The sequence below is a fragment of the Acaryochloris thomasi RCC1774 genome, assembly GCF_003231495.1.
In the GTDB taxonomy this organism is placed as follows: domain Bacteria; phylum Cyanobacteriota; class Cyanobacteriia; order Thermosynechococcales; family Thermosynechococcaceae; genus RCC1774.
Genome location: NZ_PQWO01000002.1, coordinates 294,516 through 318,386, shown reverse-complemented (window position 1 = coordinate 318,386; position 23,871 = coordinate 294,516). Strand labels below are relative to the sequence as shown.

Here is a 23,871-nt window from a genome sequence, read left to right as displayed (position 1 = left end):
GTGGACCTATGCTTTGTCTGCCGCAAAAAATTTCTCTGGAAACGAGATTTCATTTTGCGTGGCAATTGTATTTACATACTTCTGCTCTTCTTCAGAGAACATTTCTGCCTGCTGTTGTTGCTGAGCGAGTAAATCCACTGTCGCATCTGCAATATCGCCTCGACGGTGGCGAAGGCGATCGCAAATCACCTCCATCGGTGCAGTGCAGTGCAAAATCTGGAGCGGGATTTTATATTGATTTGCAGATGCGATCGCATCTCCTCTAAACCCCTGCCGGTCATACTTAGCATCCAAGATCACCGACCATCCCTGCCGAGCCAAAAACATCCCTAGCTCCAGCAATCGACCGTAGGTTTTCTCAGTCATCTCAGGCGTGTAGATCTCATCTGTCCCCTTTTGCTCTAGCGGAAGACCTGCTAAATGCTTCCGAACGGCATCGGACCGAATCTGAATCGCGTTAATCTGAGCCGCAAGCTGACGAGCCACAGTACTCTTGCCAGAGCCTGATAGCCCAGACATCAAGAACAATCTTCCCTGGGAGCGCTGCGTATATTGCCAAGCCAAGCGGTAGTAAGCCCGAGCCTCGTCTTCAAGACTCTGCTTTTGCTCCGCAGAGATGGCTAAATCATTCAATCCTAAAGAGTTCACATTGCCGCGAATATAGGCCCGCATTGCCAAATAGGGGGGAAGCATCACAACGCCCCAATAATCCCCAGTGCGCTCTAGGTAGGTATTCAAAAAAGCATTAGCGAGATCAGGCCGTTTGCGGAACTCCAGATCCATGACCAAAAAGGCCACGTCATAAATGCAGTCAATATGACGGAACTCTGTATTGAACTCAATGCAGTCGAACACCTGAATTCTGTCCTGAAACAGACACAGATTATTCAGATGCAAGTCCCCATGACAGTCTCTAATCTTGCCCTCGGCTTGCCTTTGAACATACCAATCCTCGTGTTCATGGACAAACCGCTTAATAAAATCATAGGTCTGCTCAAATTGCCTTTCGGTCTGGGTTCGTCCGACAAACGGCAGACTGAGCTGAAAGTTATTTTCGTCTATCTCGCAGACAGACGCGACGCTCCCATTAGCGCAAATCTCGGCATTGGTTGCTGCCATCTGATGAAAGTGTGCAATCTGCTTACCCAAAGCCTGCATCGTTGCCGCCGTGAGCTGGCCCCGCTCAAACAGCTCTAGACCACTCTGCTGAAACTGCCGCATCTGGACAGCGTATTCCACCGCAGAGCCTGAGGCGTTGAGATGGAACTCAGCAGTACTGGGATCCTGAGTGATCGGAAGAACCGAGAGGTAAAGATCGGGGGCAAGGCGGCGGTTGAGGCGTAGCTCTTCTTGGCAAAAGTGCGATCGCAACGCCAGCGTCGAGAAATCCAAAAACCCAAACTTAATGGACTTCTTGACCTTGTAGACATGGTCTCCCGTCAAAAATACATAGGAGATATGAGTCTGCAGCAGCTTAATCGGCTCAGCCACCGGATGGGGATAAAACTCCGGCTGCAGCATTTGCTGAACAAGTGAGGGGAGGGAAATCTCCATGATCCTGCGCCTCCGTCTCTACATTGACATCTCTAAACTAGCGCAATCCATTGCGAAGCTTTCAGGCTTCCAAAGCGTTCCATCCATTCAGCCCTAATCGCCACATAGTCAGCACTCAGGCATCAGCAACGACAGACTCACAGATCGCAACGGGAGCCAGCCACGGGAATGGATCCACATAAAAAGATCTTTAAAATCATTGCTTTTCTTCGTTAAGTAATGTTACCCGACCGTGATATGATCGGCCTTGGCTTGCAGTTACGCATCCGAACTCATTTCTCAGCCAGTGGACCCTTTAGATTTGCCAGATCAATCAACGCTATCTTCTACGGAAGATGAGTCTGAAACAGTGACGGTGTCTGAAGCCAGTAACTCAATGAATGAGTTCTATCAGCTCAAACAAGAGCTGTTGGTGACCACGCTAATCTTAACGGGACTTTTTATTGGACCGGTTTGGTGGGCTTACTCTCTCGACATCGCATTCAACTTTTTGGTGGGTGCTTTAACAGGAGTGACCTACATGGGATTGCTGGCCCGGAATGTCGAGCGGCTTGGTACAGAGCAAGGGTCGGTGGGCAAAAGCCAACTGGCGGTTTTCGTTGGGGTCATTATTGTGGCCAGTCAATGGGATAATTTGCAGGTGTTGCCCGTCTTTCTAGGTTTTTTAACTTACAAAGCCGCCATCATCGTGTACACGCTGCGGACTGTATTTAGGCCAAGCGATCGCGCCTGATCATTTCAGATTGAGCCGATCCTACAAAATTTTTTTGAAGTTCCAACGAGGTTGTGCACATCATGCACTACGGCAGCCTTCTGCTCGATTCCATCGGTTTCTTTGATTCACTACCTTTAGCCAAGCTAGAGGTCGGGCATCATTTTTACTGGCACATTGGTGATAAAACCGTTCATGGTCAGGTATTTATCAATACTTGGATTGTGATTGGTCTGTTGCTGATTGCCTCCATTGCCGCGACTCGGAATATCCAGAGAATTCCCAGTGGCATCCAAAATCTCATGGAATACGCACTGGAATATGTGCGGGATTTAACCAAAGCGCAGATTGGCGAGAAAGAGTATCGCCCCTGGGTGCCCTTCGTCGGGACACTCTTTCTGTTTATCTTTGTGGCAAATTGGTCCGGTGCCTTGGTGCCCTGGAAGCTCATTGAGATTCCAGAAGGTGAGCTAGCAGCTCCCACCAACGACATCAATACGACCGTTGCCCTGGCGCTGCTGGTCTCCCTCGCCTATTTCTTCGCTGGGTTCAGGAAGAAAGGGTTAGGCTACTTTGCCAAGTACATTGAGCCGACCCCAATCCTGCTGCCCATTGCGATTCTTGAAGATTTCACCAAGCCGCTCTCCCTAAGCTTCCGTCTGTTTGGAAATATCCTTGCAGATGAGCTTGTGGTCGCTGTTTTGGTGTTACTGGTTCCCCTGTTCGTCCCTTTGCCGGTGATGATGTTGGGTCTGTTTACGAGTGCAATTCAGGCGCTTGTGTTTGCGACCTTGGCCGCAGCCTACATCCATGAGGCATTAGAAGGCCACGGGGAAGAAGAGGCCCACTAGTGCCTCCCTGCCTGATTTGGCAGGCTAAATTTCAGCGCTCGCTGCTGTTAACCGTCCACTGTTCTGTATTTCAAAGTAAGGAAAGACATTATGGATCCTTTAGTTCAGGCTGCATCCGTCGTAGCTGCTGCTCTAGCCATTGGCCTCGCTGCGATTGGCCCTGGTATTGGTCAAGGTAATGCTTCTGGATCAGCTGTTGAGGGGATTGCCCGTCAGCCTGAGGCAGAAGGCAAGATTCGTGGAACACTGCTTCTAACGCTGGCGTTCATGGAATCCCTGACAATCTACGGCTTGGTAATCGCCCTAGTGCTCTTGTTTGCCAACCCTTTTTCCTAGGCATAGCAACTGTCGGGGAGGCTCAGCGCTTCCCCGACAGTATTTTCGTAACCGGCAGGCTTATTTAACTCCTGCTGGATTCTGACCCAGCGTTCACCCACCGAGACCATGTTTGATTTTGATCTCACGTTGCCATTAATGATGGCGCAGTTTCTTGCCCTCGTGTACGTGATGAACCTCGTCTTCTATAAGCCGTTGACGAAGGTAATCACGGATCGAGAAGACTACGTTCGCTCGAATACCAGTGGGGCACAGGAGCAGCTCGATCAGGCGAATAAGCTTGCCGAGCAATATGAACAAGAACTCGCCGATACCCGTCGTCAGTCGCAATCAACAATCGCGTCTGCCCAGGAAGAAGCTCAGAAGATAGCGCAGCAGGAAATTGCTGAAGTCCAAAAGCAAATTCAGGCTGAACTGCAGCAGGCTCAGCAAGAGCTAGAGCAGCAGAAGCAGAGCGCATTCCAGACCCTAGAGGGTCAGGTCGATACGCTCAGCAATCAGATTCTCGATAAGCTTCTCGTTTAGGAACACGGCATGTAAAGCCACAACCCGCATCGCAGTTAAGGATAAATCATGGGGATGTTGAATGGGCTGGCCGGAGCGGCTGGCATAAGGCTAGCTGAAGCTGAAGGCTTTGGCCTTAATCTAGATATTTTGGAAACCAATGTTATTAACCTGGCGATTGTGGTCGCTTTGGTGGTCTACTTTGGTCGCGGCTTTTTGGGCGGCATTTTAGAGAAGAGGAAAGATGCGATCGCATCTGAAATCAAAGAAGCTGAAGAGCGACAGAAGAAAGCGTCTGCACAGCTCGCTCAAGAGAAAGAGAAGCTGGCCCAAGCCCAAGAAGAGGCCAAGCGAATTTTGGCCAACGCCGCAGAGAGCGCTAAGACAACCAAAGAGCAGATTTTAGCCCAGGGCAAGCAAGAGATTGAGCGGATGAAGGCTTCAGCCTCTCAAGACACCACCAGCAGCGAAGAGCGAGCGATGGCCGAGCTACGGCAGCGGGTGGCTGAGCTAGCTCTGAAGAAGGTAGAAGGCGAATTAGAGTCCCGATTGGGTAACGACTCTGACGCCCAGAGCAAGTTAATCGACCGCAGTATTTCCTTATTGGGAGGTAGCTAATGACCCAGAATGCCGTGAGTGCAGCCATTGTAGAGCCTTACGCCGAAGCTCTCATGTCCGTCGCTCAGTCGAACAACATCACCAATGAAGTGGGCGAAGACGTCAGAGGCATCCTTGAGATGCTGCAGTCTTCGGACGATTTGAAGGAATTTTTGACGAATCCTTTGACCAAAGCAGAGGCGAAGAAGGGCGTTTTAGAGCAGCTTTTACAATCTAAAATCCAGCCCTACCTGTTTAATTTTCTAATGCTGCTGGTCGATCGCCGCCGGACTTTTCTGTTAGAAGCCATCTGCAGGCACTACCAGTCTCTGTTGCGTAAACTCAACAATACGATCTTAGCGGAAGTCATTTCAGCCATTGAACTGAATGAGTCCCAGCGGCAGCAGATTATCGCGAAGGTTCAGCAGATGACCGAAGCCAATCAAGTTGAGCTAGCCGCCAGCATTGATAAAGATTTGATTGGAGGCGTCATTATTAAGATTGGTTCCGAAGTGCTAGATGCTAGCATTCGTGGCCAGCTTCGTCGTATGACAACATCCCTTATGAGTGCCTAGCCGCTCGCCCCTGTCCTATAATCGCAAACCCTAATTCAGAGCAAGTCCCATGGTAAGCATCAGACCTGACGAAATTAGCAATATCATTCGCCAGCAGATCGAACAATACGATCAGAAAGTAAAAGTTGATAACGTTGGTACCGTTCTCCAAGTGGGTGACGGTATTGCCCGCGTCTACGGTCTCGAAAAGGCCATGGCCGGTGAGCTACTAGAATTTGAAGACGGCACTGTCGGTATTGCCCTCAACCTAGAAGAGGACAACGTGGGTGCGGTGCTGATGGGAGACGGACGGGGTCTGCAAGAAGGCAGTTCCGTTAAGTCCACCGGCAAAATTGCTCAGATTCCTGTGGGTGATGCTTCCATTGGTCGAGTGCTGGATGCCCTAGCGCGTCCCCTTGATGGCAAAGGCGATTTGAACACCACAGAGTCCCGCCTGATTGAATCAATGGCCCCTGGCATCATTGAGCGGAAATCTGTATATGAGCCCATGCAGACAGGCATTACAGCCATTGACTCCATGGTTCCTATTGGTCGTGGTCAGCGAGAACTGATTATTGGTGACCGCCAAACCGGCAAGACCGCCGTGGCCATCGACACGATCCTCAACCAGAAAGGCGGCGACGTCATTTGCGTCTACGTGGCTGTGGGACAAAAGGCATCCACCGTCGCGCAGGTCGTAGACGTGTTCCGCGAAAACGGAGCGCTTGACTATACGGTCGTGGTCGCAGCCAACGCCAATGACCCCGCAACGCTGCAATATCTAGCGCCCTATACGGGTGCCGCTATTGCTGAGTACTTTATGTACAAGGGCAAGCACACCCTAGTGGTCTACGATGACCTATCTAAGCAAGCACAGGCTTACCGTCAGATGTCGCTGCTCCTCCGCCGTCCGCCAGGTCGTGAAGCCTATCCTGGAGACGTTTTCTATCTCCACTCTCGCCTGCTAGAGCGAGCCGCCAAGCTCAGCCCCGAGTTGGGTGAGGGCAGCATGACCGCACTTCCCATCGTGGAAACACAGGCCGGTGACGTATCAGCTTACATTCCCACCAACGTTATTTCGATTACGGACGGGCAGATCTTCCTGTCCTCTGACCTGTTCAACTCTGGCCTTCGACCGGCGATCAACGCGGGTGTCTCCGTTTCTCGCGTGGGATCTGCAGCCCAGATTAAGGCGATGAAGCAGGTCGCCGGTAAGCTGAAGCTAGACCTAGCACAGTTCGCTGAGCTAGAGGCCTTCTCGCAGTTTGCTTCTGACTTGGATAAAGCCACTCAGAATCAACTGGCTCGAGGACAGAGACTGCGGGAATTGCTGAAGCAATCGCAGTATTCTCCAATCCCCGTTGAGGAGCAAGTAGCGCTTATCTATGCGGGCACCAACGGCTACCTCGACGATGTCGATGTGGATAAAGTAACAGCGTTCATTTCGGGAATGCGTGACTATCTCAAAAATAGTCAGCCTAAATTTGGTGAACTGGTGCGCTCTGAGAAGAAAATGGGCGATGAAGCCGAAGGGATTTTGAAGTCGGCAATTGCTGACTTCAAGAAAACCTTCGCGGCTTCGGCCTAGGGGGATATAGATGGCAAATCTAAAAGCGATTCGCGATCGCATCTCCACGGTCAAAAATACCAAGAAGATTACTGAAGCGATGCGGCTAGTGGCTGCAGCTAAAGTACGTCGCGCCCAAGAGCAGGTTCTTTCGACCCGCCCCTTTGCCGACCGCCTAGCTCAGGTTCTCTATGGCCTCCAGGCTCGTCTTCGCTTTGAAGAAGCAGACTTACCGCTGCTGAGACAGCGTGAAGTTAAGAAGGTAGCGCTGCTGGTCGTCACCGGAGATCGTGGCCTCTGTGGTGCCTATAACTCCAACGTCATCCGGCGCGCTGAAGAGCGCTCTAAGGAGCTGCAAGCCACGGGCATTGATTACACCTTCGTGCTAGTGGGCCGCAAGGCAATTCAATATTTCCAGCGGCGAGAGCAACCCATTGACGCAACCTATAGCAACCTAGAGCAAATTCCTACAGCAGAAGAGGCTTCAAACATCGGTGATGAACTGCTGTCTCTTTTTCTGTCAGACACAGTGGACCGCGTTGAGTTAATTTACACTCGATTTCTATCCCTTGTCAGCTCACGGCCTGTTATTCAGACGTTATTACCCCTCGACCCTCAGGGTCTAGAGGTTTCTGATGATGAGATCTTCCGGCTCACTACTCGGGGCGGCCAGTTTGAAGTCGAGCGCGAGCAGGTCACCCGCACGCCGCAGGCCATGGCTTCTGATATGATTTTTGAGCAGAATCCAGTTCAAATCTTAGATGCCCTGCTGCCTCTATATCTCAACAACCAACTGCTCCGTTCACTGCAGGAATCTGCCGCTAGCGAATTAGCAGCTCGGATGACGGCAATGAACAACGCTAGCGAAAACGCCAGCGAATTAATTGGAACGTTGACATTGACCTATAACAAGGCTCGTCAGGCAGCGATTACCCAAGAGTTGCTTGAAGTTGTAGGCGGTGCAGAAGCACTGAATTAAGAGAGAAGCCGCCCTCAGCGTCTACCTTACGTTCGAAATCAAAAAAGAATAGCTCCAGGCGATGCATCATCCTTGAATGTTCACACTCAAGGATGATGCATCGCCTGGAGCTATTCTGTATCTACAGAGCTGTCTCTATTGATTTGATACAGCCAAGCCGGGATTCAAGCTATTTTTGCTAAAAGTTGGGTAGAAGCACTGATAAATCAAGCAACGAATCGGGGCAAATTTTATTTAACCCCCTTTATAACGTCCTAGACATGTGTTGCTATGATTTCCAACCCCTCTTTGCATTCTCAACCTCGCCATCAGGTGAGCCCCATGCTCGCATCCAATGCCGATGTTTCAATTTTCAACTGGATTGAGCAGACAGGCCGATTTATTCAAGGCGAAGACGACAACTTCGCTTGGTCTCAAGATGAAGATGACTTACTTGAGCCACTCATGCTTGCCGGAGAAGAAGAAGAGTAAAAGTAACAACAGCTAAAGCACACCTTTGGAGCTAGGAATCGCCTGTGATCGTCGCGGATCAATTGCGATCGCCATCCGCAGGGCACGAGCAAAAGCTTTAAAGGTGGCTTCAATAATATGGTGGGAGTTAATGCCGTCAAGCTGACGAATATGGAGTGTCATCTGACTATGATTCACCACCGCCACAAAAAACTCACGCACAAGCTGAGTGTCATAGGTGCCAACCCGCTGCGTGGGAATTTCTAGGCCATAGCTCAAATGAGGACGCCCCGAAAAATCAAGGGTGACCTGAACAAGCGCTTCATCCAAAGGAGCCAAGAAATGGCCGAAGCGATGAATGCCTTTGCGATCGCCTAGTGCTTCTCCCAGCGACTGTCCTAGCGTAATTCCGACGTCTTCATTGGTATGGTGATCATCAATCTCATGATCTCCAGTTGCCCGAATGTTCAGATCGATCAAGCTGTGAGAGCTGATCTGGTCAAGCATATGATCTAAGAACGGAACACCTGTCTGGTTATTCGCTTGACCCTGACCATCCAAGTTCAGAGTGACGGCGATATCCGTTTCTTTCGTCGTTCTCTTAACCGTTGCGGTACGGTTGGCAGACAACGAATCCTGAAGGCTAGAACGGTCTACAGCCGGACGATCTTGAGTTTGCATTGAACAATATCTCTACTGGAGGGCGCTACTTATATTCTAGAGCCTTGGATCCACCCTCTTCTAGCTGGATCAACAATTTTCGCAGTTGGGACCAAATTAGAACAGCGGTTACAAGGGTCATAGGCAGGGCAATCAAGAAGCTCAGCCCAATGGTGAACCCAAACAGCATTAATCCACTCCCGAGAAAGATTAAGATACCCATGCTGATTCCAACATAAGGCAGCACCAACGACAAACTCTGCATCTCGCTCAAAATACTGCCGGAACGGTCCTGCGACCACTTTGTCACCTGCTCCTTGAGTACCATCTCAAAGGCCTTGCCACAGAGAAGAGAAACAACAAAGCCTGCCACCGTCAAGATGTAGGGAGGAACATAGTACATAGATTCAGTCGCGTCCTTAAATAACGAGGATTTTACTAAATTGAAGCTTGATGACTAAGATTCAGAAGCTGGCGGTTAAGCTACGTTTTGCAATTCTTTTTGAGCTGTTGTTATGGCAACGACGGGTGGCCAGTTAGCCACAGCTTCTTCTGAGAAGCTCGCCAAGGCACCGAAGGCTGCACCTAGCAGGCGCTGAGGCTGAAAGTCCTCTTTAACAAGATCCCACAAACGACTCACTTCTTCTGTATGGAGGCGTTCATCTTCTGTGAGGGCCAAGACAATTTGCTTCAAGAAGAAGCCGCCATCGCCAGAAAAGAGATACTGAAGCCCAAACTGAGCCGTGGGAATCAGATCAAAAGAGTCATCTGTCCGCGCAATTTCAATCAGGTTTTCAAGCCGCTGCCACTGGAACTTACCATCTTTGAACAGCACTTCCAGTAATCGTCGCTGAAATTCGGGTGTTTCTCCAGCCAATAATCGGCGCGCAACGTAGGGATAAGCCACTTCAACAATTTTAAAGTCGGGATTGAGACACAGTGCAACGCCCTCTTGAGTCACCAAAGAACGAATGATCAGAGCAAATTTGGCGGGCAAGCGAAACGGATACTCGTACATCAGTCCTGAGAACTGGTCGGTGATCGTCTGAAAGTTGAAGTCCTTGACGCTGACGTCAATAATCTCAGAAAAGACTGACTCTAGAGCCGGAACGATTGGTCGGATATCAGTTTCAGGGGTTAAGAACCCTAATTTAACAAAATCCTGAGCCAGAAGCCGATAATCCTGATTAATCAGATGGACCACGGAATCGACTAGCGTTTCTTTCGCAACTTGGTCCAGCTGATCCATCATGCCAAAATCGATGTAGGCCATCCGCCCATCTGGCATGGCAAATAAATTGCCGGGGTGCGGATCAGCATGGAAGAATCCGAACTCCAGAAGCTGCCGTAGGCTAGAAACAACACCGGTTCGAACAAGGGCATCTGGATCACGCTTACCATTGACCATGCACTGAGAGGCCGTTAGTTTTGTGCCTTCGATCCACTCTAAGGTCAGCACCCTCTGGCTAGTGTACTCCCAATAGATTTTGGGCACTTTGACATCAGGGTATGCGGCAAAGTTATCGGCAAAGCGCTCGGCGTTGCGGCCTTCGTTGAGATAATCGATTTCCTCAAATAGCTTGGTGCCAAATTCATCAACGATCACGGAGAGGTTGTGGCCCAGGTTAAGAGGCAAAAAGGGGCCAAACCAAACAACAGCTTTTCGGATTACGGCCAAGTCAAGAGAAATCTTGGGAACTAACTTTGGGCGCTGAACTTTAATTGCGATCGCATCTCCATCCCACAACTCACCGCGATAGACCTGTCCAAGACTAGCCGCCGCCACCGGCTGGGGTGACATCGAGCGATAAAGTTCTGAGACTGGTCGTCCTAGCTCCCGCTCAATCAGCGCCAGCGCTTTTTTGTTAGGGAAAGGCGGCAGCTGATCTTGAAGCAGAATTAGCTCTTCTAGAAACTCTTTACGGACCAGATCAGGTCGAGTGGACAGCGCTTGACCAATTTTAATGAACGTGGGCCCTAAACCCGTCAACACCCGCCGCAGCTGAATTGCTCTTCGGAACCGATTGCGCTCGGTCTGGCGCGTCCACTGATCCCACTTCAGCCCCCAAACAAAACGACCCAGCGAGCTCAAGATCTGAAAGGTTCGCCACAGCAGCAGCCAGGGGCGCCAACGATAATACCGAGCAATTGCCTGGGGATCATAAGGCATTGCTGGCGAACTCGGTGAGCTAGATGTTGTCGCGACCATCGATTGCCTCGGGTGTGACACGGACTGAACCACGTGACCACCTACCTCCTGTAGGATACGACAGACAACAGAAGCGGCCAAGTAAAGACCCTAAACCCCTACACCGGGACTAAGACAACCCACTCAGGCCATAAAATCTGATTGCCTGAAAATTATTTACGTTCCTTAAATATAGTATATATAAATACAACTTTTCAAAATCTTAAGTAGAAGTACTTATCCGACATTAATCGAGAGTGCCTTGGGTTAGAATCACCCAGAACTCAAGGGCAACAAAAACTAAAGGGAATCCAACCCCTGCCAAACCCATCCAGCTCATCACCTGGGCGACATTGATGAGTGATTGCTTGTTCGTGCCTCGTCGGGGCAAGTTATCGTGACAATACTGGATAATGCCCGAGCTGAGGCCAATCAACACCGCCCCAGTGACACCCAAAGAACCACTGATTAGAATCCAGGTCAGATGCTTATGCTCGCCCGGAATAAGCTGAAAGCTGGGCAGGAGGATGAAGCTCAGTCCCTCTAAGACCAGCCAGACAATCAGAGCGCTCAACGTATCTTGCTGCGTTAAAAAGAGGTCAACATCCTCAAACGAAAATTTAGATTTAAGGGCAGACATAGGCGCAAGGTCATTTCGATCAGGTTAGAAGCAGCAAGCACTGTTGCTTACCTATAGGTTTCCCTGATGGGTACCGTAAATCCACTATTGTTGAAGAGAAACTGCTGTCCGTTTGGGTGTGGCCTCCTACTACATCTCATTAATCGGGGACAGAAATCAGCCGCAGCGCTGTATTCACTCGCAAGACAGTTCAAAAGATAGGGAGAACAATCATGCCAAAAGCAACATGGAACGGCGTCACCCTGGCCGAAAGTGATCAATGTCAGGTGGTAGAAGGGAATCAATATTTCCCCCCAGACGCTATCAATTCAGAGTATTTCAAAGCCAGTGACACCCAGACAACCTGTCCCTGGAAAGGGGCAGCAAGCTACTACAGCCTTGAGGTGAATGGCGAGGTCAACAAGGATGCGGCCTGGTTCTATCCTGAGCCCAAGGAGGCGGCGAAGAATATTGAAGGACACATTGCCTTTTGGCGAGGTGTCAAAGTTGAGGTATAGAGACCTCGCCTAGGAACCAGAGTGCGGTTGCTGAAGCTGGCAGGGGGAACAGAGGCCGAAAAATTCCAGCGTGTGATAGTAAATCTCAAATTGGGCCGAAGCCCGCAGTTGAGACTCAAGTTCATGCACCGGGCATTCATCGTCACGAATCGCCACTGAGGTGCCACACTGCAGACAAGTAAGATGATGCCGGTCAGTTTTCGTCAGGCTATAGAGTGTCTCGCCCGTATTCAGCAGTCGCGCCTGCACAGCGCCGCTGAGCTTGAGTGCTTCTAAAGAGCGATAGACGGTTGCAAGCCCCAGAGGAGCCTGAGCTTCACGCAGGGCAATATAGAGAGCTTGGGCCGACATCTCTTGATTAAGCTGTTTCAAAAGCTGTAAGATCTTATTCTGGCTGGGCGTTCGCGGCAAAGGCATGGGCAGGAAGGAACATCGCTGAATCGCTGAATCATTGTTATTATCTCAAACAGCGCGGTCAGTGGTAACGTTCTGAGTCGAATTGCAGCATCAGGTCTGCGCTCCGATCGCGATGCGGTTTTAATGCCGTGGCTCCCATGGACGAACGAAAACGCCCATAAATATTCGGGTCAGCGCTAACGACGTAATAGGATAAGGAAGAGCGGCATCTGCAGATGTGGTCTCAGATATCGATTTTATTTTGGCCCCCCTTTGCTGATATGACTCGAAGTAAGCTCTCTGATGCAGACAAACAAGCAATTATTCAACTTTTTTGTGAGTCGGACTCAACAATTGCAGATTTGGCGCGTCAGTATGAAGTCAGTAGCTCGACGATTAGACGGCTTTTAAAGCGGCAGCTCCCAGATTCGGAGTATGAGACTCTCGTGGCGGCGAAAAGTGGCAAACAAGGTCCTGCGAAGAAAAGCCCGTCCAGCTCAGAGCTTGAGGCATCGTCTCCTGCACCGCCCATTTTGAAATCAAAGACGGCTCAGCAGAGTTCGCAGGCGAAAACAGAATCCGCCTCATCGGTTGCCGAGCCAGAGTTAGAAGATCTGCTGGCTGAGATTGAACAGGATCTTGGAGAAGATCGAGCCCACGAAGCCGATCTTGAGACGGATGACGATGATGAGGCCACATTTGATGAGGAGGGCGGCGAGGATGAAAGCGAGTCGGTCTCGCTGCAGCCAGAGGCCGTCGTCGAGATTAGTCCATTGACTGAAGCTGTGATTCCTCAGCCTTGCTACCTCGTGGTTGACCATACGGCTGAGCTCATTACCCGTCCACTCCAAGAATTTGGAGATCTCGGTCATATTCCAAAGGCTGAAAGCCAGTCAAAAACGCTCCCTATCTTCGAGAATCACCGCGTTGCTCGCCGATTCTCCCAGCGATCACAGCGCGTAATCAAGGTTCCGAGTGGAGATTTACTCCAAAAAACGGGGACACATTTGTCTGCTAAGGGAATCACTCGATTACTCATTAATGGCCGCGTTTATACCCTATGATGTCTCTGGTTTAGCTACACTAGTCTCAGCGCATTGACCGATTGATGAACTGCTAAGACTTTTATTGCTCTGAGTTCTCGCAGATTTGCGTGCTGAGCATGGGACTGACCTACCACATTTAGATCTCGTCTATGAAAGCTATGATTTTGGCAGCCGGGAAAGGTACCCGCGTTCGCCCGATTACGTTCACAACGCCTAAGCCCATGATTCCCATCCTGCAGAAGCCGGTGATGGAGTTTTTGGTGGAGCTACTGCGGCGGCATCAGTTTGACCAAATCATGGTAAACGTCAGTCATTTGGCGAACGAAATTGAAAGCTATTTCCGAGATGGTCAGCGCTTCGGCGTTGAGATCGCCTATTCCTTTGAAGGCAGTATTGAGCCAGATGGAACGCTCGTAGGGGCAGCTCTCGGTTCTGCTGGGGGCATGCGGCGCATTCAAGATTTTTCGCCTTTCTTTGACGATACGTTTGTAGTTCTCTGTGGAGATGCGCTCATCGATCTAGATTTAACGGCGGCGGTGGAGTGGCATCGCAAAAAAGGTGCGATCGCAACCATCGTCATGAAGACCGTTGATCCCAGCGAAGTCCCCAGCTACGGCGTCGTCGTCACAGACGACGAGGGCAGGGTGAAGTCCTTTCAGGAAAAACCCAGCGTGGAGGAAGCCCTCAGCAACAACATCAACACCGGCATCTACATTTTTGAGCCAGAAATCCTAGACCTGATTCCCTCAGGTCAAACCTTCGACATCGGCGGCGAACTTTTTCCTAAGCTCGTTGAAATGGGCGCTCCCTTCTACGGAACAGCCATGGACTTTGAGTGGGTTGACATCGGCAAAGTCCCTGACTACTGGCACGCCATTCGCAGCGTCCTGAAAGGAGACATTAAAAACGTCGACGTCCCCGGCCGAGAAGTCGCCCCTGGCGTCTATACAGGACTGAATGTTGCCGTCAACTGGGATAAAGTCGAAGTCCACGGCCCTGTGTACATCGGGGCGATGACCCGCATTGAAGACGGAGCTAAGATTATCGGTCCCACCATGATTGGACCCAACTGCCGCATCTGTGGTGGAGCCACCGTCGACAACAGCGTCATCTTTGAGTATTCCTGTCTTGGCCCGGATGTACGCCTAGTCGACAAACTTGTCTTTGGGCGCTATTGCGTTGATAAAACCGGAGCCACTATTGATGTGAAAGCAGCAGCGCTAGACTGGCTCATTACAGACGCCAGGGAAGAGAAGCAGGCGCCCGATAGCGCCATCAATCAGCCATTGCGCGTCGATCCGGACGAACTCACTCTTCGTTAGCCAGAGTCCAATGCGACTAGCTTAGCTTCAAAGCACTTGCAGGCACTTCATCCCAAGTCTGCACCGTTCGCAGCCTAGCAACCCAGCCCTCACGCTGCTGTACATCAGTTAGATTCTGCAAAAATGACGTGTGGCAGTCTTGGGCCTGTTGCTCATCGCAACAAGCAATGCACGCATAGAGCAGCCCATTGGGATCAAGCTGCTCATTCACCCAGATTGTTGTTGCCGTCATAACTCATTTTCAGCTTTTACAAGACTTCTGCATATATAACAAACAAAAGGAGGGAGCATAAAACACTCCCTCCTTGCTTAAATGCAACACAGCAAAGAATCACTGGAATCAAAGACGTTGTTACAGAACGACTAGTAGGCTAAGCCCATACTGCGCGTTGTCTCTGCACCCAGGTAAACTCGAATACTTAAGAAATCAGTAGGACAGGCGGTTTCACATCGCTTACAGCCGACACAATCTTCCGTGCGAGGCGAGGCCGCGATTTGACCTGCTCTACAACCATCCCAGGGAACCATCTCGAGAACATCAGTAGGACAAGCTCGAACACACTGGGTACACCCGATACAGGTGTCGTAAATTTTGACTGTATGAGACATTGAATCAAAGCTCCAAATTTTAGAGGATGCTAACGGCCAATCTTTACCGTCAGGGGCTTTATCAAAACGTGACCGAAGCCAAGAATGCTATAACGATCCCTAGTTTACAGCAGGGCTTTTACCGCTTCTACAAAAAACATAGGAAACTTCAAACAATGTAACTTCTTAAGTAGCCATACGCACGAAGTCTAGCAACCCTCGCATCAATGTCAATCATAGATCGGACTTGCAGCTCTCGAAAGGCACTTTAGAATGAAGTAAACACATTCTTCCCTTCAGGTAAGCCATGGGCCAGCGTCAAGAGGCACGGACGTACGAGATTGTCTGCCTAGAGTATCAGAGTGATTGTCTTTATGCAGAGATGATACAGATCATTGAAAAGCAGCAGCGGTGCTGGTTACGTCCATTAGCCCTTTCGCTAGGGTGCAATCGGACAGCAACAAGCGACCATCACGAATCTTACACCCAACAGATCTATGACCTCCGTGACTGCTCCGATCTGCTCTGGCCCCAAACACAGCTAAGGGCTGCACTAGATACAGAACTTTTACCCCTGTTGGAAATGTTGCAAACTGACAAAATAGCCGGTGAGACCAGCGCAAGTCCAAGGGCAAATCAGCAGCTCCATGCTTTTCTCCATCAATTATGTGCCCCTTCTCAAGCACTGAAATAGGCTATTCACCTCGCTAATAGGACGTAGAGACACAGGAGGAAGCTCGCATTAGCGGGAAAGAACTACACTAATCGGTAGAAAACTATCTTCATTATCGTCGTGAGTTCTCGCCGCCTTCCACACACAACAGCCAATGTTCGCATTACAGGCCAATGCTGGTATCAAGGGTTGCTTGAGGGCGAAGTTTCTGCCGGTCAATATACATGGCTATTTCAATGGCAGTTCAAGCAGGGCGAACTATCTGTTTCACCGTCCCTAGGCCGGGCATTGATTCAAGAGCCTTTGGGACGGTTCCTTGAGCAACAAGACTATCAGCTAGAACCAGGGGGAGACTATTCTTTTACCCTACGCTGCGAGCTTTAAGATCTTGAAGAGATGCATAAACAAATAATTGGGTAAAAGCATTAAGGCTGGTCGGCGAAAGCCTCAGTTCTTAGCGTCCAATTATGGCGCTCATCAACCCAATATTCCTTTGGCAGCAAGAGACATGACATTCTCAGTGCTGATCCTCACAAGCGGCAATACTGACCCAGCTACTGCTTCCGTCAGCCCAATGTTCTTTCTTCCAGATAGGAGCGTTATGCTTCAGTGTGTCAATACCGTACTGACAGGCAGCAAATGCCTCTGCTCGGTGAGGACTGCCAACGGCCACTAGCACACTCATCTCGCCCACGCGCAACTGACCAATGCGATGGTGAATGATAACGCGCTTAACCCCAGGCCACTGGGCCTGAATCTGAGAGGCGATTTGTTGAAAAACTTGGATTGCCATAGGTTCATAGGCTTGATATTCCAATGATTCTACCGGTCGGCCCTCTGTGTTATCGCGGACGGTGCCGCTCATGACGACGACCGCACCATTTTGAGCATCATTAGCTAACTGATAAACCTGCTCTAACGAAAGCGGCGCAAAAATAATTTTGAAGGCATTGCGCATGGCTGAAGGGGCCAATGTCATAGACATAACTCACTCGTTCTCTGTGGCTCAAGAACCGGATAATGGATACTCTGTTCCAAAACTAAAGCATTTGAAACTTTTTTGTCACCGCGGGAGATTCAGAAATTATCAAAACCATGAGTATTAAATACAGATGGCTGGGTATGATTAGGCGTTATGCCCATAGCTGGTTGCGACAAGCACAGAGGGTCAAGACCTACGAGCCGCAGACAAGCAAAGACATAAATAAAAAAGACTGCTGATGTTTATCAGCAGTCTTAAGCCATAAAAGCGTGGGGTCTTACTCTGAGATAGAACCCAGCGCGGAGGGAATACGCTCAAACTCAAAGCCACAGGCTTTCAGCGCATGGTAGAGGTGTCCCTGAAGAATGAAGAACGCCAGCAAGAAATGGACGTTAGAAAGCCAAGCGCGAGCGGAGAAGGCCCCACTCGGCAAATCAACCGTGTCGACGAACCGCGGAAACAGCGTGAACTCTAGCTCCAAAGGTGCACCAAAGAACTCCACAGGATAGGCAACGGTATTGACCGCAGAGAAGTACGCGGCGGCAAAACCCAGGACAGAGAGACCGGCGAGGGAAGCTGCCAGTTGACCATCTGCCGAGTAAAGAGAACTCAGAAGGCGAGTTGACCACTCATAAGGCTTTTGTGTGATGTGCCAAATACCGCCGCAAATTTCAACGACACCAATGAAGGCATGGCCAGAGGCAATATCTTCTAGATTATCGACAAAGTAGGGGTTGTGACCGGGTGTAAACAAGCCATACTCAAAAACAACGCTCCGAATGGTTGCCCCTGGATTACTAACGGTGCGTATGTCGCCAATCGCAGGATCGTAAATGCCGTGGAATCGAATCCAACCGACAAAAAGGAGGGCTGTAAAACCTAAAAGTAGAAGGTGGTGGCCAAGAATAAAGCCTAGTTTTTCAGGATCATCCCATTCAAATTCCCATTTGGATCCTCGACCCTCAATTTCACCCAGTTCCCCGGGGGCAACGCGAGTATGAAAGAACGCGCCGAAGGCAAAAACAGCTGCACCAAAAAGGTGACCGAACGCAGATAAGGTATAAGTGCTGGTGTCAATTATGCCACCGGGTTCAACACCCATGCCAAAGGCCGCAAGGTGAGGGATCAAAATTAACCCTTGTTCACCCATTGGCAGGTCAGGGTTATAAACCGCAACCTCTAAAAATGTAATTAATGAAGCCCATAGGCAGATAAGAGAGTACTGCCCAATATGAGCAGCAAGCCATTTACCGGACATGTCGATTAAGCGGCCGTTGCCAGCAAAAGCTCCATAGTCACCGTTTGCATTTGCACTAGTCATTGTGTTTATTCCAAAAACGCTTTAGGAAAAACTACTCTATATATTTACCTGTATCTATTGAGGATATTCTTGTCAGAGCAAGCTAACGCACTCTCAATACAGATCCATGAAATACAATGTTACGCCGCTGCGAACTTCACAACAAGCGCTATTTGAACTCTTTTGTGCAATCTGAGCACCTTACGGATTTGCAGTGACCCAAGGTCTGCTGAAGAGCATTACACCTTCTCAAACTCTGTGGTTCGCCTCACAGCTAGGACACAGAAACATTAGGGCCGTAGAAATATCCCTGCATCAGAACAATCCGTCACAGAGGAACACCCCCAACTCTTGCGCTAGCCACAATCGGGAGGTGACATTTTTATTAATTTTTATTACAATTACCTTAACAAGTCGTAATAAATGGAGCGTTCGTGAAGAACATTGTGATTACCGGCAGTTCTCGGGGTATTGGATACGGATTAGCAGATGCTTTCCTATCTCGAGGATGTCGGGTCATGGTTAGCGGGCGCTCTCAGAAGCGCATTGATCGGGCAGTCACGTCACTTTCGGCCAAATATGGTGAGGAGCGAGTATCGGGGTGCCGCTGCGATGTCTCCAATGCTGAGCAGGTTCAGTGCCTCTGGAATGAGGCCATTCAAGCCTGGGGATAGTAGATGTATGGATCAACAATGCCGGTATTAATCATCCGATGAAGGCACTGTGGGAGCTGACGGCACAAACGCTACAAACCGTAATTTCGACCAATTTATTGGGGCTGGCCTACTGCTCACAGGTTGCAATCAAAGGCATGCTGAAACAGGGTCACGGCCACATCTACAATATGGAAGGCCACGGATCGAGCGGACAGATTTTGCAGGGTATGACAGGCTATGGAACTAGCAAATCTGGCGTCCGGTACCTAACGAAGGCCCTCATCCGGGAAACGCAGGGAACGCCAGTGAAGGTCAGTACACTGTCTCCAGGGATGGTGGTCACAAAGTTAGTTGCAGATCAGTTCCATGAAGATCCGGCCGGCTTAGAGCGGGTCAAAACAATTTTTAATTTATTCGGGGATAATGTGGAAACGGTGGCACCATGGCTCGCGGATCGAGTGTTAGAGAATAAGCGCAGCGGTGCGGCTATTGCCTGGTTTACTTGGCCTAAGATGGTGTGGCGGTTGTTGACGGCATTTCAGCCCCGCGATCTGTTTGCCTTAGACGGCACATCCGAGGCTTACATCGGCAAGTTTAACTAGAGCGGTTTCAACAACTTCCGGCCCTGCGCCTGCACGAGAGTTCTCTGTTAAATAGCGTTTCCAGATACGACTTCCGGGCTGGCCATGATAGAGCTGTAGCATATGACGAGTGATGGCGTTGAGCTTTAGCCCCTTGCAGGTCCAATGTTCAATGTAGGGCAGCATCGCCATTGCGATGTTGTGTCGTTCTGGCGGAGAGACTGATTGATGCCCGATCTCTCGATCAACTGTGGCCAATAAATAGGGGGTGTCATAGGCAGCCCGCCCAATCATGACGGCATCAACGACCTGCAGATGGCCTTGTGCTTGATCGGATGTCGTAATGCCGCCATTGATCTCAATCCATAGGTGCGGACAGTCACGTTTGAGACGGTAAACGTCTTCATAGCGGAGCGGGGGGACATTGCGATTTTCTTTAGGGCTGAGTCCCTGTAGCCATGCTTTGCGTGCGTGCACGGTAAATCGCTGGCAGCCAGCCTCGGCGACAACCTGTACAAAATGGGCAAGATCTTCGTAGCGATCGCAACTATCTACACCAATCCGATGCTTGACCGTCACGGGCAGCTTAGTGGCCTGACGCATGGCAGCAACACAATCAGCAACGCGCTGGGGCTGGAGCATCAAGCAAGCCCCAAAATTTCCGGCCTGGACCCGACCGCTGGGGCAACCCACATTGAGGTTAATTTCGTCGTAGCCCATCTCCTCGGCAATCTGAGCGCAGGTGGCGAGATCTTGGGGCTGATCGCCCCCCACCTGGAGAGCCAACGGCTTTTCTTCGGGGCTGAAGCCGAGGAGATGGTTGCGATCACCGTATAAAATTGCCGCGCTGGTCACCATCTCTGTATACAACAATGTATATCGCGTGATCAGGCGCATAAAATACCGGAAATGGCGGTCCGTCCGGTCCATCATCGGCGCAACACTAATTCGGGAGGGTACGGAGTTCATGTTCATTAATTGGACGGACTCTCAGGAAAAGTTTGAACGCTGCCGTCAGCTCCCAAAACAACGCGAATCACTGCACTTCCAGGCACCTTCGACGGTGAAACAAAAGGTTGATTTGTACTTGGAATCGGCGTTTGCCCTAAATACTGAGTTGCGGCCTGCCCTCGGGGCTTGATTTGTCCAATTGTGCCGTTAGCGTTGAGTACCAGCGTATACTGCAGCGTCTGTTTCAGATTAGCTGGCGCTTGCCAACGTCGAGCCAGATACTGACGTACCTCAACAATCTGCGGTGAGACATCAAAGGCCGTCTCACGAAGAGCTTCCGGCGTCGGGGGGGGGACTGAGGCTCCACTCACGCCCGCGGCAGGGGCAGGGCTAACGGCCTTATCCTGCCGCAGACTATTTTCTTGATCAGCCGAGGAAATCACATCACTTTCAGCGCTGACGCGTGCCTTAGCGCGAGAGGTAAATGTCTCTGGTTGAGAGGCAGAAACACCGGAGCGCCCAAGGTTTGTTTGACCCAGCTCTGTCGGTGAGCGACCCGCGATCGCAGTAGGGGCTTCAGCAGCATCGGGCACCTTAAATTTTTCCGAATCTAGGTCTAGATCCGCCGGAGCGGGGGCATCAGGGAGCGACGGCAGCTTTGCTGGGGGAGCCTGCTGCCGGGGTGTTTGTCTGAAGGCTGACGTTGACGATTCGGTCTGGCTTTCTGATTGACTGGGCGCAGGCCCAGAGAACAGATCGGATCCTGAGTCCCCACCACGCTTTGGGAGCTGCACCTGCGGTAATTTTTGGGTTGGCGGGGTGGGAGGAGAAGCCTGATCGCGCTGAGGAGTGGGCAACTTTGCCACTGGAGTGGGTGCTGACTCCGTTAAAGTTTCCTTCTCATTGCGACTGTCGGATGAGATCGTTGAGGTGGGTCCTCCGAAGCCAGAATATAGAAACTGGGTCAGAGCAACAGTGCTCCCGCCCACCAGCAAGATAACGCCAGCGGCGCGTGCCCAAACAGGAACAGCAGGTCTAACCGTCTGGGGCACCTGGGTCGGGAGGGTCTCAACTTCGGCAGCATATTCATCCAGTGCTGTCGCGAGATCGAAGAGCTGGGAAGCCTTGAGTTGAATCACGGAGCCAGAGGTGTCGGTGGCCAATGGCCCCAGCACAAGTTCATGGCGCAGCAAGTTTTGCGGGCGCAGATGAACCACAGGCAAGGTAAGAGGGGGAGCCGGGGATGTTTCGAGCGCCGTTGCGCTCTGGGTTTGCAGCTCTGTTTGGGGGTTCTCTGAACCTGACAGTCCTGCAGGTAGAGGCACTACGCTGTGCCCCAGTAGCTCTTGGGTATAGGTTGAAACGGCCTCTGATAAAGACTCAAGCTGCTTGCGATCGCCCTGAACTTCGAGGGGTTGCTGGTTGCGATCGCAAACTCCCTTAAAACTCAGCAAAAAATCTAAGGACTTGAGAACCGGCTGGCGCGTCCATCGAGACAGGGCCGAAGTTTGGGCCGTTACCTCTAGCGTGCAGGTGGGAGGAGCGTATTGTCGAGTGATGACGGCCATGAAAAAAGGTCAAACGGCAAGAGATACGAACACAGCTTTTTGTCCGGCCTCAGACTGTATGATAGGCACCTTCAAGGACAACCCAAAAACGTTCAACTCAGTGAAGTGGCTGGGCCAGACCTGAGGCAATCTGCAAAGAGGCAAGCCGGTATTGCTTCACTATAGACTGACTCACACGTACTACTCGGCACGGTTCGGGAATTGAAACAGCATTCACTTGAGGCCAGCCATAGATTAGAGAGTTTAGCTCATGCCCGCGGCTGCCATCGTTGTACATCAGCCACCGTTGTACATCGCGCTATACACTAACTGCTTTTGACACGCGTTGCACGGTTAACCGTGCGCTCGACTTCACGGGCGCGTTTGCCCCGCCAGAAAAGGCGAATAGGAGTTCCCGTAAACCCAAGATTCTTTCTGAACTGGCCCTCAATATAGCGTCGGTAGTTGTCTTTGAACAGGTCAGGGCTATTGACAAAAAGTGCGATCGCAGGAGGCTGACTACTAACCTGAGTACCGTAGTAAATTTTTCCCTGACGCCCCTGACGCGACGTCGGCGGCGAATGCCAGCTCACCGCCTCTTCAATCACTTCGTTAATTACCGAAGTCGTAACTCTACGCTGGTGCTGTTCCGCCGCATGATCCACTAGATTGATAATTTTTTCAATCCTCTGCCCAGTCTTGGCACTGACAAAGATCATCTCAGTCCAGTCTAAAAAGTTGAGCCGCGCCTGCAGCTTCTTCTCAAACTCATAGATAGTATAGTTATCCTTCGCAATGGTGTCCCATTTATTAATCACCACCACACAGGCTCGACCCTCATCTGCAATTCGACCCGCCAGCTTTTGATCTTGCTCCGTAATCCCATCGGAGGCATCTAGCACCAACAACACCACATCCGATCTGCGGATCGCCTTAAAAGCCCGGTTAATGCTAAAAAACTCAGGCCCATACTGGACATTTTTCTTTTTACGAATGCCCGCCGTATCAATAAATCGATAGGTCTGCTCTCCCCGGACTGCCAGCATATCAATGGCATCTCGCGTTGTCCCCGAAATAGGGCTAACAATTGAGCGAGTCTCACCGACAAAAGCATTCAGCAGGCTAGACTTACCGACGTTGGGCCGTCCAACAATCGCAACCTTAATTTCCTCCGCATCATCGACCTGATCGAGATCCGGTAGCTCCTCCGCCACCAGATCCAGCAGATCCCCTGTACCGCTGCCGTGGATACTAGAAAGCGGAACCGGCTCTCCGACAGACAGCTCCCAGAATTGAGCTGCCTGCACAATCCCTTGCTGGGGTGACTCACACTTATTGACAGCCAGAACAATCGGGGTGGGCTGCTGACGCAGCCACTGAGCAATAGACTCATCGGCAGCAGTGGGTCCCGCCTGACCATCTACGACCATCACCACAACATCAGCTTCAGAAAGAGCTGTCATCACCTGCTGGCGAATGTGGGGCAAAAATTCTGAATCATCTTCAAAAACAAGGCCACCCGTATCCACTACCAAGAAATCTCGGCCCTGCCATAGCGCACGACGATAGGTGCGATCGCGTGTCACCCCCGGCGAGTCATGAACAATCGCAGCCATCATCCCTGTCAGGCGATTGACCAGTGTTGATTTGCCGACATTGGGACGGCCCACAATGGCTACAACGGGTAAGCCCATTATTGAATCCTTTGAGTAATCTCAGACCGTAGGATTTACAGTCCAG

General features: G+C 50.7%; 27 protein-coding genes and 1 pseudogene. 15 read left to right on the top strand and 13 right to left on the bottom strand.

All coding sequences use genetic code 11. The features are described from left to right. Positions 1-6 precede the first annotated feature (6 nt). Positions 7-1,554 carry a bifunctional aminoglycoside phosphotransferase/ATP-binding protein gene (locus C1752_RS04415; RefSeq protein WP_110984834.1) on the bottom strand — a complete coding sequence of 516 codons (1,548 nt, stop codon included), beginning with the start codon at positions 1,552-1,554 and terminating at the stop codon, positions 7-9. Between the two features lie 301 nt (positions 1,555-1,855). Between C1752_RS04415 and C1752_RS04410 the strand changes: the two genes are divergently transcribed. From C1752_RS04410 to C1752_RS04370, 9 genes are all read left to right on the top strand, one after another. Beyond that, the gene (locus C1752_RS04410) at positions 1,856-2,287 is read left to right on the top strand and encodes an ATP synthase subunit I (protein WP_233501330.1); all 432 of its coding nucleotides are present in this window, start codon (positions 1,856-1,858) and stop codon (positions 2,285-2,287) included. Positions 2,288-2,349: 62 nt separating this feature from the next. After that, entirely contained in the window at positions 2,350-3,117 is a 768-nt protein-coding gene (gene atpB / locus C1752_RS04405; protein WP_199464280.1) for a F0F1 ATP synthase subunit A, read from the top strand. Between the two features lie 90 nt (positions 3,118-3,207). After that, positions 3,208-3,453, top strand: a complete 246-nt coding sequence (gene atpE / locus C1752_RS04400; RefSeq protein WP_110984833.1) for an ATP synthase F0 subunit C — start codon at positions 3,208-3,210, stop codon at positions 3,451-3,453. Between the two features lie 81 nt (positions 3,454-3,534). Next, complete coding sequence (locus tag C1752_RS04395; protein ID WP_274704500.1) at positions 3,535-3,978, top strand: F0F1 ATP synthase subunit B'; 444 nt, start codon at positions 3,535-3,537, stop codon at positions 3,976-3,978. Between the two features lie 48 nt (positions 3,979-4,026). After that, on the top strand, positions 4,027-4,575 hold the full coding sequence (locus C1752_RS04390) for a F0F1 ATP synthase subunit B (protein WP_110984831.1): 549 nt from the start codon (positions 4,027-4,029) through the stop codon (positions 4,573-4,575). Next, positions 4,575-5,129 (top strand): ATP synthase F1 subunit delta, encoded by a 555-nt coding sequence (atpH, locus tag C1752_RS04385; protein WP_110984830.1) that lies wholly within the window; start codon positions 4,575-4,577, stop codon positions 5,127-5,129. Before C1752_RS04390 ends, atpH begins: the two co-directional genes overlap by 1 nt. A gap of 49 nt (positions 5,130-5,178) precedes the next feature. Next, positions 5,179-6,696 (top strand): F0F1 ATP synthase subunit alpha, encoded by a 1,518-nt coding sequence (gene atpA / locus C1752_RS04380; RefSeq protein ID WP_110984829.1) that lies wholly within the window; start codon positions 5,179-5,181, stop codon positions 6,694-6,696. Between the two features lie 10 nt (positions 6,697-6,706). Continuing rightward, positions 6,707-7,654 (top strand): F0F1 ATP synthase subunit gamma, encoded by a 948-nt coding sequence (locus C1752_RS04375; protein ID WP_110984828.1) that lies wholly within the window; start codon positions 6,707-6,709, stop codon positions 7,652-7,654. 270 nt (positions 7,655-7,924) lie between these two features. Then, the gene (locus tag C1752_RS04370; RefSeq protein WP_110984827.1) at positions 7,925-8,125 is read left to right on the top strand and encodes a DUF3134 family protein; all 201 of its coding nucleotides are present in this window, start codon (positions 7,925-7,927) and stop codon (positions 8,123-8,125) included. Between the two features lie 12 nt (positions 8,126-8,137). On the opposite strand, the gene hisB is transcribed toward C1752_RS04370, so the two are convergent. The 4 genes from hisB to C1752_RS04350 all read right to left on the bottom strand — a co-directional run bounded on the left by hisB (position 8,138) and on the right by C1752_RS04350 (position 11,592). Then, entirely contained in the window at positions 8,138-8,785 is a 648-nt protein-coding gene (gene hisB / locus C1752_RS04365; RefSeq protein WP_110984826.1) for an imidazoleglycerol-phosphate dehydratase HisB, read from the bottom strand. Positions 8,786-8,810: 25 nt separating this feature from the next. Further along, complete coding sequence (locus tag C1752_RS04360) at positions 8,811-9,167, bottom strand: hypothetical protein (RefSeq protein ID WP_110984825.1); 357 nt, start codon at positions 9,165-9,167, stop codon at positions 8,811-8,813. Between the two features lie 75 nt (positions 9,168-9,242). Then, positions 9,243-10,934 (bottom strand): ABC1 kinase family protein, encoded by a 1,692-nt coding sequence (locus C1752_RS04355; RefSeq protein WP_233501329.1) that lies wholly within the window; start codon positions 10,932-10,934, stop codon positions 9,243-9,245. A 265-nt stretch (positions 10,935-11,199) separates the two neighbouring features. Then, on the bottom strand, positions 11,200-11,592 hold the full coding sequence (locus C1752_RS04350) for a hypothetical protein (protein ID WP_110984823.1): 393 nt from the start codon (positions 11,590-11,592) through the stop codon (positions 11,200-11,202). Positions 11,593-11,804: 212 nt separating this feature from the next. Here C1752_RS04350 and C1752_RS04345 point away from each other — a divergent pair, with 212 nt between their 5' ends. Then, a complete protein-coding gene (locus C1752_RS04345; RefSeq protein ID WP_110984822.1) occupies positions 11,805-12,089 on the top strand; it encodes a DUF427 domain-containing protein in 285 nt (94 codons plus the stop codon). A 9-nt stretch (positions 12,090-12,098) separates the two neighbouring features. On the opposite strand, the gene C1752_RS04340 is transcribed toward C1752_RS04345, so the two are convergent. Continuing rightward, complete coding sequence (locus C1752_RS04340; protein ID WP_110984821.1) at positions 12,099-12,506, bottom strand: Fur family transcriptional regulator; 408 nt, start codon at positions 12,504-12,506, stop codon at positions 12,099-12,101. A gap of 260 nt (positions 12,507-12,766) precedes the next feature. Here C1752_RS04340 and C1752_RS04335 point away from each other — a divergent pair, with 260 nt between their 5' ends. Together C1752_RS04335 and C1752_RS04330 are read left to right on the top strand one after the other, a co-directional pair. Then, positions 12,767-13,549, top strand: a complete 783-nt coding sequence (locus C1752_RS04335) for a hypothetical protein (protein WP_110985064.1) — start codon at positions 12,767-12,769, stop codon at positions 13,547-13,549. A gap of 131 nt (positions 13,550-13,680) precedes the next feature. Continuing rightward, entirely contained in the window at positions 13,681-14,853 is a 1,173-nt protein-coding gene (locus C1752_RS04330) for a nucleotidyltransferase family protein (RefSeq protein WP_110984820.1), read from the top strand. A gap of 16 nt (positions 14,854-14,869) precedes the next feature. Here the strand turns inward: C1752_RS04330 and C1752_RS04325 are convergent, their stop codons facing one another. Together C1752_RS04325 and psaC are read right to left on the bottom strand one after the other, a co-directional pair. Continuing rightward, a complete protein-coding gene (locus tag C1752_RS04325; protein ID WP_110984819.1) occupies positions 14,870-15,085 on the bottom strand; it encodes a glycogen debranching protein in 216 nt (71 codons plus the stop codon). 131 nt (positions 15,086-15,216) lie between these two features. Beyond that, on the bottom strand, positions 15,217-15,462 hold the full coding sequence (gene psaC, locus C1752_RS04320) for a photosystem I iron-sulfur center protein PsaC (protein WP_110985063.1): 246 nt from the start codon (positions 15,460-15,462) through the stop codon (positions 15,217-15,219). Positions 15,463-15,748: 286 nt separating this feature from the next. On the opposite strand from psaC, the gene C1752_RS04315 reads away from it, so the two are divergent. Continuing rightward, entirely contained in the window at positions 15,749-16,135 is a 387-nt protein-coding gene (locus C1752_RS04315; protein ID WP_110984818.1) for a hypothetical protein, read from the top strand. A gap of 99 nt (positions 16,136-16,234) precedes the next feature. Then, positions 16,235-16,498 carry a DUF3146 family protein gene (locus C1752_RS04310; protein ID WP_110984817.1) on the top strand — a complete coding sequence of 88 codons (264 nt, stop codon included), beginning with the start codon at positions 16,235-16,237 and terminating at the stop codon, positions 16,496-16,498. A gap of 133 nt (positions 16,499-16,631) precedes the next feature. Here the strand turns inward: C1752_RS04310 and C1752_RS04305 are convergent, their stop codons facing one another. After that, the gene (locus tag C1752_RS04305; protein WP_199464279.1) at positions 16,632-17,093 is read right to left on the bottom strand and encodes a molybdenum cofactor biosynthesis protein MoaE; all 462 of its coding nucleotides are present in this window, start codon (positions 17,091-17,093) and stop codon (positions 16,632-16,634) included. A 280-nt stretch (positions 17,094-17,373) separates the two neighbouring features. Then, positions 17,374-18,417 carry a chlorophyll a/b binding light-harvesting protein gene (locus tag C1752_RS04300; protein ID WP_110984815.1) on the bottom strand — a complete coding sequence of 348 codons (1,044 nt, stop codon included), beginning with the start codon at positions 18,415-18,417 and terminating at the stop codon, positions 17,374-17,376. A 413-nt stretch (positions 18,418-18,830) separates the two neighbouring features. Between C1752_RS04300 and C1752_RS04290 the strand changes: the two are divergent. After that, positions 18,831-19,654 (top strand): annotated as a pseudogene (locus tag C1752_RS04290) (SDR family NAD(P)-dependent oxidoreductase). Here C1752_RS04290 and dusA read toward each other — a convergent pair. From dusA to der, 3 genes are all read right to left on the bottom strand, one after another. Further along, positions 19,613-20,602, bottom strand: coding sequence for a tRNA dihydrouridine(20/20a) synthase DusA (dusA, locus tag C1752_RS04285; RefSeq protein WP_233501327.1), 990 nt, complete (start codon positions 20,600-20,602; stop codon positions 19,613-19,615). The pseudogene C1752_RS04290 and the gene dusA sit on opposite strands and share 42 nt — an antisense overlap. 5 nt (positions 20,603-20,607) lie before the next feature. After that, positions 20,608-22,152 (bottom strand): DUF4335 domain-containing protein, encoded by a 1,545-nt coding sequence (locus C1752_RS04280; RefSeq protein ID WP_110984811.1) that lies wholly within the window; start codon positions 22,150-22,152, stop codon positions 20,608-20,610. A 305-nt stretch (positions 22,153-22,457) separates the two neighbouring features. Next, positions 22,458-23,825 carry a ribosome biogenesis GTPase Der gene (gene der, locus C1752_RS04275; RefSeq protein WP_110984810.1) on the bottom strand — a complete coding sequence of 456 codons (1,368 nt, stop codon included), beginning with the start codon at positions 23,823-23,825 and terminating at the stop codon, positions 22,458-22,460. Positions 23,826-23,871: the final 46 nt, after the last annotated feature.

What these genes read in the sequence shown, in the direction of transcription:
- C1752_RS04415 (WP_110984834.1), bottom strand. Translation starts at nt 1,554, where the DNA reads ATGGAGATTTCCCTCCCCTCACTTGTTCAGCAAATGCTGCAGCCGGAG.
- atpB (WP_199464280.1), top strand. Translation starts at nt 2,350, where the DNA reads ATGCACTACGGCAGCCTTCTGCTCGATTCCATCGGTTTCTTTGATTCA.
- atpE (WP_110984833.1), top strand. Translation starts at nt 3,208, where the DNA reads ATGGATCCTTTAGTTCAGGCTGCATCCGTCGTAGCTGCTGCTCTAGCC.
- C1752_RS04390 (WP_110984831.1), top strand. Translation starts at nt 4,027, where the DNA reads ATGGGGATGTTGAATGGGCTGGCCGGAGCGGCTGGCATAAGGCTAGCT.
- atpH (WP_110984830.1), top strand. Translation starts at nt 4,575, where the DNA reads ATGACCCAGAATGCCGTGAGTGCAGCCATTGTAGAGCCTTACGCCGAA.
- atpA (WP_110984829.1), top strand. Translation starts at nt 5,179, where the DNA reads ATGGTAAGCATCAGACCTGACGAAATTAGCAATATCATTCGCCAGCAG.
- C1752_RS04375 (WP_110984828.1), top strand. Translation starts at nt 6,707, where the DNA reads ATGGCAAATCTAAAAGCGATTCGCGATCGCATCTCCACGGTCAAAAAT.
- C1752_RS04370 (WP_110984827.1), top strand. Translation starts at nt 7,925, where the DNA reads ATGATTTCCAACCCCTCTTTGCATTCTCAACCTCGCCATCAGGTGAGC.
- hisB (WP_110984826.1), bottom strand. Translation starts at nt 8,785, where the DNA reads ATGCAAACTCAAGATCGTCCGGCTGTAGACCGTTCTAGCCTTCAGGAT.
- C1752_RS04360 (WP_110984825.1), bottom strand. Translation starts at nt 9,167, where the DNA reads ATGTACTATGTTCCTCCCTACATCTTGACGGTGGCAGGCTTTGTTGTT.
- C1752_RS04355 (WP_233501329.1), bottom strand. Translation starts at nt 10,934, where the DNA reads ATGCCTTATGATCCCCAGGCAATTGCTCGGTATTATCGTTGGCGCCCC.
- C1752_RS04350 (WP_110984823.1), bottom strand. Translation starts at nt 11,592, where the DNA reads ATGTCTGCCCTTAAATCTAAATTTTCGTTTGAGGATGTTGACCTCTTT.
- C1752_RS04345 (WP_110984822.1), top strand. Translation starts at nt 11,805, where the DNA reads ATGCCAAAAGCAACATGGAACGGCGTCACCCTGGCCGAAAGTGATCAA.
- C1752_RS04340 (WP_110984821.1), bottom strand. Translation starts at nt 12,506, where the DNA reads ATGCCTTTGCCGCGAACGCCCAGCCAGAATAAGATCTTACAGCTTTTG.
- C1752_RS04335 (WP_110985064.1), top strand. Translation starts at nt 12,767, where the DNA reads ATGACTCGAAGTAAGCTCTCTGATGCAGACAAACAAGCAATTATTCAA.
- C1752_RS04330 (WP_110984820.1), top strand. Translation starts at nt 13,681, where the DNA reads ATGAAAGCTATGATTTTGGCAGCCGGGAAAGGTACCCGCGTTCGCCCG.
- C1752_RS04325 (WP_110984819.1), bottom strand. Translation starts at nt 15,085, where the DNA reads ATGACGGCAACAACAATCTGGGTGAATGAGCAGCTTGATCCCAATGGG.
- psaC (WP_110985063.1), bottom strand. Translation starts at nt 15,462, where the DNA reads ATGTCTCATACAGTCAAAATTTACGACACCTGTATCGGGTGTACCCAG.
- C1752_RS04315 (WP_110984818.1), top strand. Translation starts at nt 15,749, where the DNA reads ATGGGCCAGCGTCAAGAGGCACGGACGTACGAGATTGTCTGCCTAGAG.
- C1752_RS04305 (WP_199464279.1), bottom strand. Translation starts at nt 17,093, where the DNA reads ATGACATTGGCCCCTTCAGCCATGCGCAATGCCTTCAAAATTATTTTT.
- C1752_RS04300 (WP_110984815.1), bottom strand. Translation starts at nt 18,417, where the DNA reads ATGACTAGTGCAAATGCAAACGGTGACTATGGAGCTTTTGCTGGCAAC.
- dusA (WP_233501327.1), bottom strand. Translation starts at nt 20,602, where the DNA reads ATGAACTCCGTACCCTCCCGAATTAGTGTTGCGCCGATGATGGACCGG.
- C1752_RS04280 (WP_110984811.1), bottom strand. Translation starts at nt 22,152, where the DNA reads ATGGCCGTCATCACTCGACAATACGCTCCTCCCACCTGCACGCTAGAG.
- der (WP_110984810.1), bottom strand. Translation starts at nt 23,825, where the DNA reads ATGGGCTTACCCGTTGTAGCCATTGTGGGCCGTCCCAATGTCGGCAAA.